Source organism: Streptobacillus notomytis, from assembly GCF_001902585.1.
Taxonomy (GTDB): Bacteria; Fusobacteriota; Fusobacteriia; order Fusobacteriales; family Leptotrichiaceae; genus Streptobacillus; species Streptobacillus notomytis.
On the sequence record NZ_LKKV01000122.1, the window covers coordinates 1 to 14,545 of the forward strand.

A 14,545-nucleotide genomic window follows, 5' to 3' on the forward strand; every position below is an offset into this window, starting at 1 on the left:
GTCTAATAGATGAGATGAAATACTTTAAGGGTAACTATGATAAGATAAATCTGGATAATATCTTTTATCCTCAATATCTAAAAGACCAGATTCTCCAACAGTAAAACTTCTTAAAAGTAAGGCTTGTGTGTGATAATCTTTTCTTGTAAAGCTACCTGAATAATAATTACTATCACTATCTATATATATCGTTGACATATATCTATTAAATCTTTTTATCAAATTATGATCTCTTCTAAATGAATTTTTTACAAGTAAACTTTCACTTCTAGAAAGAGCCTGCATTTCTGGAGACATTACTTGATATTTATTTGATAAATTATTAGAAAAATATTTTGTTTCTAAATCACTTAAATTCTGATTACCTATGGCACTTATCAACAATCTTTCATTATATACATAATTTTTATTTAAAAGTCTTTTAGTTAAATAATCATTTAAATATGTTTTATCATTATATATCTTATCTAAATATTTACTATCAGGGTATAAATAGTTAAAATTGATATTATGATAAACTGAACTATATGACATACTTAATATCCCATATGTATTCATGATATCAAAACCAGCATGATTACGTCTAACTAATTTAATGTCTGGATTTTTACCTTTAAAAATATTCTTTTCTTCCTCGCTTATAATACCATCGGCATTTGTATCCATAAATCCATCTAATACTCTTAAAGCATGTTCATTATAGCTTGTATTACTATTATCAGAACCAATAAAATTTGTAAGTCCATACTTTTCTTTTATTTTTTCTTCTCCACTTTTATTTAAAAATAATTCAACTATTGTTACTGGATTATCTTCTTCTTTCAATTGTTTCGTTGTATTAATATTTGATTCAATTAAACTTTCATTTCTACCTAATTTTTGTTTTAACTTTTCATTATTATCAACAGTATTAATAGTATTTTGAAATTCTGAATCTTTCATTATTTCTTTTCTTTCAACATTACTATTAATTTTAGGGGAATTTGATTCATTATTTTCTGAATTAATAATATAATTACTTGATATATTTCTACCTATATTTTCACCATTTGGTATACTTTCATCAATATCAACTATACTACAGCTAATTAAAAATAGCAGCCCCAAAAATTGAAATCTCTTAAATTTCATAAATCCTCACTTTTATCAGTTATATATATATTAATATTATACATTATTTTGTGAAAAAATAGAAATATTTACTCATATTAATTCTCATCTAAACTAAAAAAGGATTACTATTTAAAGTAATCCTTTCATATTAATAGTTTATAATTTCAACTTTTAATTTATTAACTTCATCTTCACCTAATAAATATTCAACAACTGCTAAACCAAAGTCTTTAGCTGCTGCTACTGATCTACCTGTAATAAGATTTCCACATTTAACCACAGGTGAATTTTCTATTATAGCTCCATTTTCAATTAAATCTTCTTCAAGGCCACTAAATACTATAGCTTTCTTGTCCTTCAAAAGTCCAAGCTTTGCTAAATACTTAGGTGCTGCACAAATAGCTGCAACTAAATTATTTTCATTGTAGTAATCCTTTAGTTTTTTTTCAAGAATTTCTGATTTAAAATATTCAGAAGTTCCTAAACCACCTGGTAAAAATACACAATCATAGTCCATAAAATCTACTTCATCTAATGTTTTTTCAGCAGATATTTCAATATTATGTGAACCCATAATCTTTTTATCAGTATAAAGACTTACTAAATCTACATGTATTCCTGCTCTTCTAAATAAATCAACTGGGAACAATGCTTCAACTTCTTCTATGTTATTAAATATCATAACTGCTATTTTTTTCATATTATGCTCCTAAAAAATATTTAATTAATACATTTACTGGCCATGCTAGTAAAGATAATAAGGCAAATACAAACATTCTATAAACAAAACCTATAGAAAGTCTATCAGAAAATCTTTTAAATAATATTGATGCTCCAAATATTGCAAATATTATTAATACTAACCTTCCAGGTGTTTCATTTATTACTGATACAACAAAGAATATAAAATAAAGAATGTAGTCAAATTTTGAAAAAGGTAAATTTTTTAATTCATTATTTTCTTGTTTATCAACTGTTTCATTTTTTATTTCTTCTTTTTTCACTTTTAATTTTCTCATATAAATCCCTATCTTAATGCTTCAATTACTTCTTGTGGAGTATCTTTACTTAAAATTAAATCTCTATATTTTTGTGCTTCTGAATAATTTGATTCTAATATTTTCTTTTTAATTTGTAGTACTGATGATGCTGACATACTAAATGCATCAAGACCCATTCCAAGTAATAATTCTGTTGATTGTTTGTTTCCTGCAAATTCTCCACACATACTTACAGGTATTCCTCTATCATGTGCAGCATCTATAACTTTTTGTATAGCTTCAAGTACAGCAGGGTTAAATGCAGAATAAAGATCTGAAACCATTTCATTACCTCTATCTACAGCTAAGAAATATTGTGTTAAATCATTAGTTCCTATTGAGAAGAAATCAACTTCTTTTGCAAATTTATATGCAATTATTGCTGAAGAAGGTGTTTCTATCATTATACCAACCTTAATATTTCTATCAAATTTCTTACCAATTTCATCTAGTTCTCTTTTACATTCTTCAAGAATAACATTAGCTGCTCTTACTTCATTTATTGAAGTTATCATTGGATACATAATTTTAACAGTTCCATAAGCAGATGCTCTTAATATAGCTTTTAATTGAGTTTTAAACATATCTTTTTGAACTAAAGAAATTCTAATTGCTCTATATCCTAAAAATGGATTCATTTCTTTCGGTAAATCTAAATAAGGTAATTCCTTATCTCCACCTATATCCATAGTACGTATAGTTATAGGGCAATTTTTCATTTTTTCAACAACTTCTCTATAAGCTTTATATTGCTCTTCTTCTGTAGGCATATGACCAGAATTCATAAATAAGAATTCTGTTCTATATAATCCAACACCAGTTGCTCCAGCTTCCATAACAGCATCTATATCTTCTGGTTTTCCTATATTACCCCAAATTTCTACTTCATGTCCATCTTTAGTAATTGGTTTTAGATTCTTAATTTTCTTCAATTCTTCTTTAGCTTTTAATTGCTCTTCTCTTTTTATCTTATACTCTTTAATTAATTCCTCAGTTGGATTTAAATAAATTTCTCCTTTATCTCCATCAATAATTATACCTTGACCATCACTAACTTCAGAAAGTATAGATCTTGTACCTACTACAGCTGGAATTTCAAGTGATCTTGCCATTATAGCAGAATGAGCAGTTTTACCTCCTATTTCTGTTACAAACCCCTTACAATGCTCTAAATCAAGCTGTGCTGTATCAGAAGGTGTTAAATCGTTAGTAACTATAATTGTATCAGGTTCTAAATTACCTAAATCGCTTATTTTAATATTTAATAAATTTTTAAGCCATCTTTTCCCTATATCTTGGAAATCTGCTGCTCTTTCTCTTAAATAAGGATCATCTAATTGAGAAAGCATTAAAGAATATTCATCTATACCTTCTTTCAAGGCATGAGCTGCTTTTAAACCTTCTTCCATTATTTTATTTTTAATTTCATCCATCAAATCTTCATCTTCTAATAATAGAATATGTCCATCGAAAATATCAGCTTTATCATCACCCATTTTAATTCTTACTTTTTCTCTAATTGCAATAAGTTGAGTTTTAGATTTTTTCATAGCCTCTTCTAATTTAATAATTTCAGATTCTGATGTTTCACCTGAAAGTGATTTTTCTTCTGGAAGTTGTATTTCCTCTTCATGAAATACATAAACTTTACCAATAGCAACTCCTTCAGACGCTCCAATTCCCGTCAATCTCATCATAGTAATTTCCTCCAATTTATTTATTATTTCTTAATTCCTTTATTTTATCCCTTAGCAGCTTAACTATATCACCTTTACCAAAATTAGCGGCCAAGTCTATAGCATTCCCACCTTTAAAATCTTTATGTAATGGATTTGCTCCTTTTTCAAGTAAAAACTTCGTTATTTCAAAATTCCCCTTAAGTGCAGCATCTTCAAGTGGATGCCATCCATCTACATCATTTTGAAAATTAACCATTTCTGGATATTTTTCAACTAATAATTTCACTGCATCAAAATTTTCAAAAAATATTGCAGTATGTAAAGGAGATTTACCTAATACATGATGTTTAACATTTATATTAACATCTCTTTTTAATAACTCTTCTAATATATACACATTATTATATTCTATAGCTACAATTAATGCTGTTTCTCCAATTTTATTAATTGCATTAATATCAATTTTTTCTATTCCTTTTTTTACTACTGGAGCAAATCCAGGAGAGTAAGCATTTTCTGGATAAATACTAATACTTCTTTCTTCATCTCCAGCTATATATGAAATTGCTAATGTATTATTTGAAAATTTAATTGCAGTAAAAAAATCATTTAAAATTTGTTCTTTTTCTTCTTCTAACTCTAATTTTTCTTTTGAAATTAGTAAAGAAGCATCTGCAAAAATATTAATATTTAAGATGATAACAACTAGTAGTAATAATATTTTTTTCATACCTTCACCACTTTTTTTCAATTTACCTAATTATATCATATTAGAATATTTCAATCAACTTTAAAAATTCATCATATTTTTTAAAAAATTCTTTATCTTTAAGTTTTTCTTGTATTAAATCTGGTCTATTTTTTAAGGTTTTAAGTATAGATTTTATTTCCCTATACTGATTAATTTTTTTATGATTTCCTGAAGTTAATACTTCTGGAACTTCCATTTTATCTATTATTTGTGGTCTAGTGTATTGAGGAAATCCTAATAATCCATTATAGAAAGAATCTGTTTCATATGATTCTTTTTTAATTATTCCCTCCTTCATACGCATAATACCATCTATTATAACTAAAGAGGGTAAATCTCCACTACTTAATACATAATCTCCTATAGAAATTTCTTCATCTACAAACTTATCTATTACCCTTTGATCAAGACCTTCATATCTACCTGATATTATACATAAATCTTCAATTTTAGATAATTCTATCAATTTTTCTTGAGTTAATTTTTTACCCTGAGGTGTAACAAAAACGGTAAATGGTTTCTTAATCTTTGCTTTTCTTAAATTAACAAAATATTTCCAAAATGGTTCAGGTTTAAGAACCATACCTGCTCCTCCACCAAAAGGAATGTCATCTACTTGTTTATGTTTATTATCACTGTAATCCCTAATATTTTCTATCTCTATCTCAACGTTTTGCTCATTTGCTCTTTGCATAATTTTCTGGGATAAATACAGTTCAAATATTTCATTAAATAAAGTTAAAACCCTTATTTTCATATTATATCATTCCTTCTAAAAGCTCCACTTTTATAACCTTTTTGTCATCTTCTATTTCTTTTACAAAAACATCTATAAATGGAATTAGAACTTCTTTTTCTTCTTTAACAACTACTAAAATTGAATGTGCAGCTGTATCCATAATATCAACAACTTCACCAATATTTTCTAAATCATTTAATACTGTGTATCCAATAACTGATTGTTCTTCTTCATATTCTGGAATTAAATCTGATCTAACATATATCTTATATCCTATTAAAGATTTGGCTTCATCAATATTTTTTATCTTATCTAAATCTAATAAAACTCTTTTACCTGTAACACCTTTAACATCTTCAACTTTAGCTATTTTTATATCATTAAAATCATTTTTAATAATAACGTTTAAGTTTTTTAATTCTTCTAAAAAAGGAAATATAGTATTAACTTTTACTGTACCTAAAAGTCTATGTGTCCCTGTAATTGTTCCTATTAATATTAAATTTTCCATTATTCATCCTCATTTTTATTTTTATTATCTGTTTTTATTTTAAAACCAAAATAGAGTCCAGCTATAAATAAGGTCTTAACTAAAAAAATTACTGAAGCTAAATATGGGAATTTAGGTTCTAATATTTTAATAGCATCTCCAACATTTATATTTCTATCAATATCTCTTAAAAATATAGACACCAAAAATGATAGGATTATAAAATAAGTTATAAATTGAAGCACTATATATACATATAGTTCTTTAAATAAAGTTATAGAAAATTTTATAGATGAATTTACATTTAAATTTTCAATAAAATATAAATATGGGAAAAATAATAAAAACATCTTTAATATTATTACAAAAAACAATGATTTCGGAATTATTATAACCAATAAATCAAGTAATGTATAAAAAATTAAATATCTTACTGATTTTATATAATTTACACTATAACCCATACTTTTTGATAAAACCATTATCAATATTATTAAAAGAAGATTTTCTAATAATTTAAACAAGATTTTTATTTGAAATAAAAATGATTCATTTAATTGATATTTAAAAATAGTATCTGATAACCTAAAAATAAAAATGTTAATAATAAAGAAAAATGTTAAAAATATAAAATTCTTCTTCAAAAGTTTAAAAGTCGTTTTACAAATTTCTACAAACATATTATCACTTTATTTTTTTAAAATTAACACTATCTTCTGCGATAATTTTTAATTTTTTTAAATCCATATTCTCATCATTTGCAACTATTGCAGATACAGTTCCTTCAATTAATGGACAATCTGCTATTTCAACATCTATTTCTCCATTTATTAATTTTATCGCACCTTTTACTGCATTTATTGAACTTCCAAAGTCTACAAGTACTAATACCCCTTTTCCTCTATTTGCTTTTCTTATAACACTTGCAACTATTTCAGGTGTAGTTCCATAAGTATCATAATTACTTCCACCACCATTTAATAATTCAAAATCTTCTTGCTTTAAAACATTACAAAATTCTAAAAATGCATCTGTCATAGAATTGCTATGACAAACTAATACTATTCCTACTGTTTCTTTTTTCATTATTCCTCCTAATTTTCTCCAAATAATCTATCTAAAATAATTGATACAGCCGCTCTTACAGAAAGATGATTGTATCTTGTATTTATTCTTATTGGTTCTAATATATAATCTGAAATATCCATAATTTCTTTAGTTAGTCCCCAACCTGTTCCAAATAGAATAAAATAAACTTCATCATCATTAAATATTTTTTCAGATAATTTTTCAAATGAAATTGTCTTTTCAAATAATCTTGCTGAAGTCGTAATAATTTTAGGTTTTTTGCCTGTAATTTCTATTATTTTTTCAATACTTTTTTCTATACTATCTGATAAAAGAGTATTTTCAAATGCTTCATTTCTATCTTTGTTAAAATCTATTCCATCGCCTTCTTGCCAAAATCCTAATATTCTTGACGTTAATTCTTTTTGTGCATCTACTGGAGTAATAATAAAATATTTATTTATATCATAAGTTCTACAAGTTCTTGATATATCATGTATATCAAAGTTTGTAACAGATGTTGCTACTATTTCACTATTTTTATTATATACTGGATAATGTACTAAGCCTAAAAAAACATTTTTTCTCATCAATTTCCCTTTCTATTCCTTAAATATATATAACCTTGCTTCTTGTAATAATTTTCTATGTGATGAGTAAGTTAATATCTTTAATGCATCTCCATAACTACACCATTTATACTCACTAATTTCTCCTATATCAATTAATACATTATGACTTATAGCTCTAGCTAAGAAAAAGGTAACATATTTTAATTCACCTGTATTTGTAATATATGAAATATCTTTTTTAAAATTCTCAGGATCTATTATTATAGTTTCTAAATTTGTTTCCTCTTTAATTTCTCTAATAGCTGTCATTATTTCAGTTTCATTATCTTCTATATGACCTTTTGGAAATCCCCAATTACCACCTAATATTTTAACTAATAAAAATTCTATATTATTATCCTTATTTATTCTATAAACAATACCGCCTGCTGAAGATACTTTAACTACATTAAATTTAACACTATATTTATTTTTAATATATTCAATAATATCCTCTTTTTTATTATTTAAATTACCTTCATTAACATGTTTATATATATCTTGTCTTATAGATTCTTTACTTATTTCAGTATCTAGACCTATATTATATAAATCAACTAAGTTAATATCTAAATCATTGATAAATACTACTTCACCTTCAAAATATATTGACTGTATTCTACTTAACAACTCTAAAGTTTTTTTCATTGTTTCATTATAATCATCATGATGATGATGTATGAAAGATATAAAGTTGAGTAATTTAGAAACATTTTTATTATTTCTAAATTCAAATAACATTCTTTTTACAGTTTCTTTATTTATAACTCTACTTATGATATTACTATAATAAATGAGATTTTTAACTAAAATAATATCTGTCATATTTAACCCAATTTTTTTCAAATATGATTCTGCAATTATCATACTATTTACTAAAAATTTATTATCCTCTAACTTATTTTTCCCTGAATAAAGGAAAAGTATTGCATATCCTATTGTTTTATCTTCGAAAGCATTATATTTACAATATACATTATATGCATTTACAATATTTTTGATAGTTTCATCATCTAAATTATTTATAGATAATTCAGGAATAAAAAATTTAAATAAATCATTTTCTAACATGATCTTTAAAGATTTATAAGAGTATTTATCAAATAATATTTTATCTAATAATCTCCCGAATCCACTTATGCTTACATTGAGTTTTCTGTAATTTTTAAAGTTAGATATTGCTTTTTTTGTTTCACATGATAATTTAAAATTATACTTTGAAATTAAATATAGAGCTCTATATATTCTAATATTATCTTCTGCGAGTCTAAGTGATTTATCTTCTCCAATAATATTTAATTCAAGGTTTTCAATATCTTTAATAGAACCATATTTATCTATTATTCCCTTATTATTATTGTAAGCTAAAGCATTTACAGTAAAATCTCTTCTTGATAAATCTTCCTCAATATTTTCCACAAATTCAAAATTTTGTGGATTTCTTCCATCTAATATTCCATTTTCTTTTCTAAATCTTGCTATTTCTATTTTGTATTCATCAACTTGTATTGAAATAACTTGATATTTTTCAGAAATTATTATCGGATTATATTCACTTAAAATATGTAATAATTCTTCCATAGGAATATTAGTTGCCATATCAAAATCAATAGGTTTTAGTCCTAAAAATATATCTCTTAATGCTCCTCCTACTAAATAACCTTCTCCATACTCATTTAAAATATTTAATATAAATTGTAATCTCTCATCTAAATTTATGTACATGTTATATTCCTACTTTTTTCTAAATTTTATCATATAAAACCCATCTAAATACTTATTTTCATATGAAATTAAATTTCCACCAAACTCATCTTTTATTATATCTATATCTTGAGGAAAATCTACATTTACAACTTCAAGATCTTTGTATTTTTCAAGAAAATATGAAACATTATTGGTATTTTCATTTTCAAGTATAGTACAAGTACTATATACTATTTCTCCACCTTGTCTTAATAATTTATATGTATTGTCAAATATTTTTTTTTGTAATTTTTTTATTGATTTAATAATTTTTAAATCTATCTCATAAACTTTTTCAGGTTTTTTAGTTAAAACTCCTAATCCTGAACAAGGAACATCAAGTAATATTTTATCATACATGCCTTCAGAAAATTCTCTACCGTCAGCTAATAAAGCCTTAAAATTAGAGTATTTTTTTTCAAATTCTTTAAGCATCTTTACCTTATGTTCATGTATATCTGTTGCTACTAATTTTTTAGGATTATATTTTTGTAATATTGCAAGTGTTTTTCCACCAGGAGCTGCTGCAACATCTAATACCTCATCTTCACTACTTGGAGCTAACATATCTACAACTAATAAAGAAGAACCATCTTGCAGAACTATATCTTCTGTTAAATAATATTTTGTTTTAAGTACATTATTATTGTTTAAATAATACACATCAGATACGTTAAATAATATTTCTGTTCCTATACTCTCTAGTAATTTCTTAAAATCTATAACAGAGATTTTTTTATGATTCACTCTTACAGAAAAAGTGCTTTTTTCTTTATATCTTTTTAAAACATCCCTAAATTTATCTTCTCCAAATTGATTTCTAACCTTGTCATAAAACCACATTGGATAAGACATTTTAATATTTTCTGGAGTAGTTTCAAAAATTTCATCTTTTTTTCTAACAAAATTTCTTAACGTTGAGTTAATAAAATTAGCTTGATATATATTTTCATCTTTACCAAGTTCAACAGCTTCATATATTACTCCTGCTATATCTGCACTAGTATACATTATTTGAGCTATACTTAATCTTAATATCTGTTTTGTTTTTCTCTTAACACTTCTAGCTAATTTTGAAATTACATGATCAATATACATTAAGTTTTTAAGAGTAATATTTAACATATTATTTAAAAATGCCTTCTCACCTTTAGTATACAAATTATTTTCAAACATATATTTTAGTTGTAAATTACTATATTTCTTGTTTTCTATTACTTCATCAAGTAAAGTTATTAAATCTTTTTTAATTTTCATTATTATTCTCCATAAATTCAAATATCATCAATAATATTATTCCAAATATATACACCTTAGGTATTAAACTTGTTATAACTTCTACATATAGGCATATACCGAAAAAGGCATTCATTAGTGGAATAAAAATATATTTTTTCTTCCCTAAATCATGTAAATGATATATTGTTAATAAACTTGTTAGAAAGTAAATAAACCTAACAAAAAATATTAATATTGATAAATAGTAATTTTTAATTATCAAATCACTTAAATAAAATGATGATGAAAAAGCAGCTTCAAAAAGAAATGCAATAAAAGTAGTAGTTATAAGCATAATGTATGTAGATTTACTCTTACTTTTTACAGTTAATAAAAAATCAAAATTTGTATATATCACTGCCAACATAAAAGTTAATCCTGATACAAACATAACTAAATTTGAATTTGGAAAGCTACATATTATGTGATATAGAACAGCTATAAAAATAGCTATAACTCTATACTTATTCTTAAATATTATTTCTTTCAACCTATTCACCTCTATTTTCAAAAACAAAATTAATTAATCTTCTAATTTCTGGATTATCATATATTTGAAGATTTTTTTCATAAAGCATATTTTTATATTCTAAATCACATTCTATTTCATATATGTTCATAAAATGTACTATAGATAATGCAATCAATAATTCATCTTCATTTTTAATTTTTGATATATAGTAATTTAACAAGTATAATAAATTCCATTTTCTATATACATTATTACCATCGAAATCAAAGAATAATCCTAATCTCTTAGAACAATTATATATATCTTCTGTTTCAAGCATAGATTGGGAATCAAAAATTGTTATTTCAAAATATTCTTTTATTCTTTCTATATATTCATTAGCAATTTCAATTTCATTATTTTCCACTTTAATTGGTAGTATCATTTTAAATATTTGTTTTTCTTCACAATCATATCTGTATATACTTATATTCTTAGTTTCTAAATTTTCTTCTTCAAATAAACCTGTAATTATATACTTCAACTGTGGATTAGCATTACTAATACCTTCAAGGAATTTCACGTCATAATCTCTAATTTTTTCTTTAATTGATATATCATCCTTACTTAAAGTTATTTGCATTTTTACATTTGTAGATCTATATAACTTTTCTAATAAAAGTATAGGCAAGGTATTTATAAATGCGGCTTCTTTAATACTTAATTTATCAAGTAATGAAGTTGCTATAGGTAAAAACATAACATTTTTATCAGAGCTTTTCTCAACTAATAATTTCTCATCTCTATTTAATATATAATAATGCATAGGATGTGATATATTAAAATATTTCACTTCTCCCATTGTTTTACTATTTACTAGTGCCTCATAACTTTCAGGTGATAATGATTTAAATTTTAATTTTAAATATTCTTCTTCATAATCAGCTATTAATTTAATAATTGATTTATAGTGTCTTCTATAAATATATAGTTCATTTGTAAGTTTTAATCCATCTTCATATCTCAACATTTCTTTGTAGAATTTAAGAACTAACTTTGTAAATTCTATATCCTTATTTTCTACTGAATATCTTACTAATATATGATTTTCAAATTCTATATACTGATTGTTTTCAAATAATATGTCTGCAACTTCTTTTATGACATCTGTTTTATAATTACCATAATTTAAAGCTTTAACTATATAATTATTAGCTTTGTTATAATTTCCATTAGCATATTCTACTTCAGAAAAATACATCGATAACTTATATGCTCCTCCTAAATCTGATAAAGTTTGCATATATTTATCTTGTACATCATATTTTTTATTCTTGAATATTTCCTTAAATTCCATTATTAATTTATCATTATTTGGATATGAATAAAGTCCTTCTAAAATAATATCAACATATTCTAAATCTAAACCAGTATAAAGTAAAGAAAGCCCATAGTAGTAATACATCATAGGACTCATTTCACCCTTATAATTATCATATAATTCAACAATCTCATTATAAACTGATGACTGAAAATATATTTCAGTTAATACTTCTGTAGATCTTTTAGAGTTTTCTTCCATTTCTCTAAATTTTAAAGTAGATTCTAATAATTCTTCATATACCTGATAATTTAATCCAACTAATATTAAATTATATAGCATTTCTTTATTATTAATATTTTGATCAATTCTTGGTATTAAAAAATTTTTTATCCATTCTTCCTTAATAACTGTTATCTCTTTTCCCTTTTCATCATCATATACTTTGATTTTTTCTTTTTCAAATATCTCTTCTTCCTTTTTCTTGAACCAAGCCCAGAACATTTTTCCCTCCTACTTTATTATTTGATCAATAATTCCTCCACCTAAACATTTTTCTCCATCATATAAGACTACTATTTGACCTAAAGTTACAGCTCTTTGTTTTTCATCAAAAACTATCTTATATCTATCTTCACCGATTTTATCTATAATAGCTGAAACATCATTTTGTCTATATCTAAATTTAACGGTACATTTAAATGGAAGTGTGATATCATTAATAAAATTAAATTTATTTGCAATCAAACCTTTTGAATAAAGTAAATTATCATCACCTTGTGCTACAACTAATTCATTTTTTTCAACATTTTTATCAACCACAAAATATGGTTCTCCTGTACCCTCTTTAGTGTTTCCAAGTCCTATACCTTTTCTTTGTCCTATAGTATAGTACATAAGTCCGTGATGTTTACCTAAAACATTTCCCTTAATATCAACTATATTCCCATCTTTAGCTGGCAAATATTTAGATAAAAATTCATTAAAATTTCTTTCTCCTATAAAGCATATACCTGTACTATCCTTCTTCTTAGCTGTCTTTAAATTATATTTCTCAGCAATTTCACGTATTCGAGTTTTTTCATATTCTCCTATTGGAAATAAAACTTTTTCTAATTGCTGTTGACTTAATCCACACAAAAAATAGCTTTGGTCTTTATTGTTATCAATTCCTCTTAAAAGTACTTTTTCTCCTTTTTCATTAGTTGTTAATCTTGCATAATGCCCTGTTGCTATATAATCTGCACCTAATTTATTTGCATAATCTAAAAATGCTTTAAACTTTATTTCTTTATTACACATCACATCAGGATTTGGTGTTCTTGCAAGCCTATATTCAGATAAAAAATATTCAAAAACTCTATCCCAATATTCCTTAACAAAATTTACTGAATAATAGGGTATTTCTAGTTGTTCAGCTACTGATATCACATCTTCATAATCAATATCTGACATACAAACGCCATTTTCATCTTTTTCTTCCCAGTTTTTCATAAATACACCTATTACTTCATAACCAGATTCTTTAAGTAAAATTGCAGCAACAGAAGAGTCAACACCTCCTGACATACCTAAAACAACTCTTTTTTTCATATATATTCCTACCTTCAATATTTTTTTGACTAATTTTATTATACTATATTTTATACCATTTTTACAATAACAAAGCCTTTTAAAATTATTTTTTTCATGCTATAATTTACATATATTTAGGAGGTTTTTATGAATAATGAATATATGATATATGAACTTTTAAAAAAGCTAGGTATTGAATATATATCACTAGAACATGAAGCTATATCTTCTGTTAAAGATCATTTATTTGAATTAGAAGGTCAACAAGTTAAGAATCTTTTATTAAAAGCAAAAAAGACAGATAATATATACCTAGTAATGTTACACGATGAAAAATCACTAAATCTTACAGATTTAGCTGAAAAACTAGAAGAGAAAAGACTTTCATTTGCAAGTAGTTCTACTATGTTAGAATTAACAGGTTGTGAACCTGGTAAACTTACACCATTTGGATTAATTTTTGATAAAGAACATAAAATTAATTTGATTGTTGATACAGCCGTAGATATTAATACCACTATAGGAGCTCATCCTTTCATTAATACTAAAACACTAAATATTGAATTTAAAGATTTTGAAAAATTTCTTAAATATACTGGACATAAAATAAATTTTATAGAATTATAGCACAACCTAAATATAACACTATTTAGGTTTTTTATTTCAATTTTTCTTAAGACAAA

16 protein-coding genes are annotated in these 14,545 nt (G+C 24.5%); 1 reads left to right on the top strand and 15 read right to left on the bottom strand.

What is annotated here, in order from left to right:
- Nucleotides 1–24: 24 nt before the first annotated feature.
- From BUE91_RS06215 to mnmA, 15 genes are all read right to left on the bottom strand, one after another.
- Entirely contained in the window at nucleotides 25–1,131 is a 1,107-nt protein-coding gene (locus BUE91_RS06215; protein ID WP_180371210.1) for a hypothetical protein, read from the bottom strand.
- Nucleotides 1,132–1,261: 130 nt separating this feature from the next.
- Nucleotides 1,262–1,813: a DJ-1 family glyoxalase III gene (locus BUE91_RS06220; protein ID WP_066899577.1), complete on the bottom strand. Its 552-nt coding sequence runs from the start codon at nucleotides 1,811–1,813 to the stop codon at nucleotides 1,262–1,264.
- Between the two features lies 1 nt (nucleotide 1,814).
- Nucleotides 1,815–2,132 (bottom strand): hypothetical protein, encoded by a 318-nt coding sequence (locus BUE91_RS06225; protein ID WP_073508301.1) that lies wholly within the window; start codon nucleotides 2,130–2,132, stop codon nucleotides 1,815–1,817.
- An 8-nt stretch (nucleotides 2,133–2,140) separates the two neighbouring features.
- A complete protein-coding gene (gene ptsP / locus BUE91_RS06230; RefSeq protein ID WP_066899581.1) occupies nucleotides 2,141–3,850 on the bottom strand; it encodes a phosphoenolpyruvate--protein phosphotransferase in 1,710 nt (569 codons plus the stop codon).
- A 16-nt stretch (nucleotides 3,851–3,866) separates the two neighbouring features.
- Entirely contained in the window at nucleotides 3,867–4,562 is a 696-nt protein-coding gene (locus BUE91_RS06235; RefSeq protein WP_066899583.1) for an ankyrin repeat domain-containing protein, read from the bottom strand.
- Between the two features lie 40 nt (nucleotides 4,563–4,602).
- Nucleotides 4,603–5,340 carry a tRNA (guanosine(37)-N1)-methyltransferase TrmD gene (gene trmD, locus BUE91_RS06240; RefSeq protein ID WP_066899585.1) on the bottom strand — a complete coding sequence of 246 codons (738 nt, stop codon included), beginning with the start codon at nucleotides 5,338–5,340 and terminating at the stop codon, nucleotides 4,603–4,605.
- A gap of 1 nt (nucleotide 5,341) precedes the next feature.
- Nucleotides 5,342–5,833, bottom strand: coding sequence for a ribosome maturation factor RimM (gene rimM / locus BUE91_RS06245; RefSeq protein WP_066899588.1), 492 nt, complete (start codon nucleotides 5,831–5,833; stop codon nucleotides 5,342–5,344).
- On the bottom strand, nucleotides 5,833–6,492 hold the full coding sequence (locus BUE91_RS06250; RefSeq protein WP_073508302.1) for a hypothetical protein: 660 nt from the start codon (nucleotides 6,490–6,492) through the stop codon (nucleotides 5,833–5,835). Before BUE91_RS06250 ends, rimM begins: the two co-directional genes overlap by 1 nt.
- A gap of 4 nt (nucleotides 6,493–6,496) precedes the next feature.
- Nucleotides 6,497–6,898: a PTS-dependent dihydroxyacetone kinase phosphotransferase subunit DhaM gene (locus tag BUE91_RS06255; protein ID WP_066899592.1), complete on the bottom strand. Its 402-nt coding sequence runs from the start codon at nucleotides 6,896–6,898 to the stop codon at nucleotides 6,497–6,499.
- Between the two features lie 8 nt (nucleotides 6,899–6,906).
- Nucleotides 6,907–7,470: an RNA methyltransferase gene (locus BUE91_RS06260; protein ID WP_066899594.1), complete on the bottom strand. Its 564-nt coding sequence runs from the start codon at nucleotides 7,468–7,470 to the stop codon at nucleotides 6,907–6,909.
- A 12-nt stretch (nucleotides 7,471–7,482) separates the two neighbouring features.
- A complete protein-coding gene (locus BUE91_RS06265) occupies nucleotides 7,483–9,216 on the bottom strand; it encodes an NUDIX domain-containing protein (protein ID WP_073508303.1) in 1,734 nt (577 codons plus the stop codon).
- Nucleotides 9,217–9,225: 9 nt separating this feature from the next.
- The gene (locus BUE91_RS06270) at nucleotides 9,226–10,494 is read right to left on the bottom strand and encodes a transcription antitermination factor NusB (RefSeq protein ID WP_073508304.1); all 1,269 of its coding nucleotides are present in this window, start codon (nucleotides 10,492–10,494) and stop codon (nucleotides 9,226–9,228) included.
- A complete protein-coding gene (locus tag BUE91_RS06275) occupies nucleotides 10,484–11,005 on the bottom strand; it encodes a hypothetical protein (RefSeq protein ID WP_073508305.1) in 522 nt (173 codons plus the stop codon). Before BUE91_RS06275 ends, BUE91_RS06270 begins: the two co-directional genes overlap by 11 nt.
- A gap of 1 nt (nucleotide 11,006) precedes the next feature.
- The gene (locus BUE91_RS06280) at nucleotides 11,007–12,791 is read right to left on the bottom strand and encodes a hypothetical protein (protein WP_073508306.1); all 1,785 of its coding nucleotides are present in this window, start codon (nucleotides 12,789–12,791) and stop codon (nucleotides 11,007–11,009) included.
- Between the two features lie 9 nt (nucleotides 12,792–12,800).
- Nucleotides 12,801–13,880 (bottom strand): tRNA 2-thiouridine(34) synthase MnmA, encoded by a 1,080-nt coding sequence (mnmA, locus tag BUE91_RS06285; protein ID WP_066899603.1) that lies wholly within the window; start codon nucleotides 13,878–13,880, stop codon nucleotides 12,801–12,803.
- Nucleotides 13,881–14,009: 129 nt separating this feature from the next.
- On the opposite strand from mnmA, the gene BUE91_RS06290 reads away from it, so the two are divergent.
- Nucleotides 14,010–14,489, top strand: a complete 480-nt coding sequence (locus BUE91_RS06290) for a YbaK/EbsC family protein (protein WP_073508307.1) — start codon at nucleotides 14,010–14,012, stop codon at nucleotides 14,487–14,489.
- Nucleotides 14,490–14,545: the final 56 nt, after the last annotated feature.

Coding starts and splice junctions, on each gene's coding strand:
- BUE91_RS06215 (WP_180371210.1), bottom strand. CDS start 1,131: ATGAAATTTAAGAGATTTCAATTTTTGGGGCTGCTATTTTTAATTAGC.
- BUE91_RS06220 (WP_066899577.1), bottom strand. CDS start 1,813: ATGAAAAAAATAGCAGTTATGATATTTAATAACATAGAAGAAGTTGAA.
- BUE91_RS06225 (WP_073508301.1), bottom strand. CDS start 2,132: ATGAGAAAATTAAAAGTGAAAAAAGAAGAAATAAAAAATGAAACAGTT.
- ptsP (WP_066899581.1), bottom strand. CDS start 3,850: ATGATGAGATTGACGGGAATTGGAGCGTCTGAAGGAGTTGCTATTGGT.
- BUE91_RS06235 (WP_066899583.1), bottom strand. CDS start 4,562: ATGAAAAAAATATTATTACTACTAGTTGTTATCATCTTAAATATTAAT.
- trmD (WP_066899585.1), bottom strand. CDS start 5,340: ATGAAAATAAGGGTTTTAACTTTATTTAATGAAATATTTGAACTGTAT.
- rimM (WP_066899588.1), bottom strand. CDS start 5,833: ATGGAAAATTTAATATTAATAGGAACAATTACAGGGACACATAGACTT.
- BUE91_RS06250 (WP_073508302.1), bottom strand. CDS start 6,492: ATGTTTGTAGAAATTTGTAAAACGACTTTTAAACTTTTGAAGAAGAAT.
- BUE91_RS06255 (WP_066899592.1), bottom strand. CDS start 6,898: ATGAAAAAAGAAACAGTAGGAATAGTATTAGTTTGTCATAGCAATTCT.
- BUE91_RS06260 (WP_066899594.1), bottom strand. CDS start 7,470: ATGAGAAAAAATGTTTTTTTAGGCTTAGTACATTATCCAGTATATAAT.
- BUE91_RS06265 (WP_073508303.1), bottom strand. CDS start 9,216: ATGTACATAAATTTAGATGAGAGATTACAATTTATATTAAATATTTTA.
- BUE91_RS06270 (WP_073508304.1), bottom strand. CDS start 10,494: ATGAAAATTAAAAAAGATTTAATAACTTTACTTGATGAAGTAATAGAA.
- BUE91_RS06280 (WP_073508306.1), bottom strand. CDS start 12,791: ATGTTCTGGGCTTGGTTCAAGAAAAAGGAAGAAGAGATATTTGAAAAA.
- mnmA (WP_066899603.1), bottom strand. CDS start 13,880: ATGAAAAAAAGAGTTGTTTTAGGTATGTCAGGAGGTGTTGACTCTTCT.
- BUE91_RS06290 (WP_073508307.1), top strand. CDS start 14,010: ATGAATAATGAATATATGATATATGAACTTTTAAAAAAGCTAGGTATT.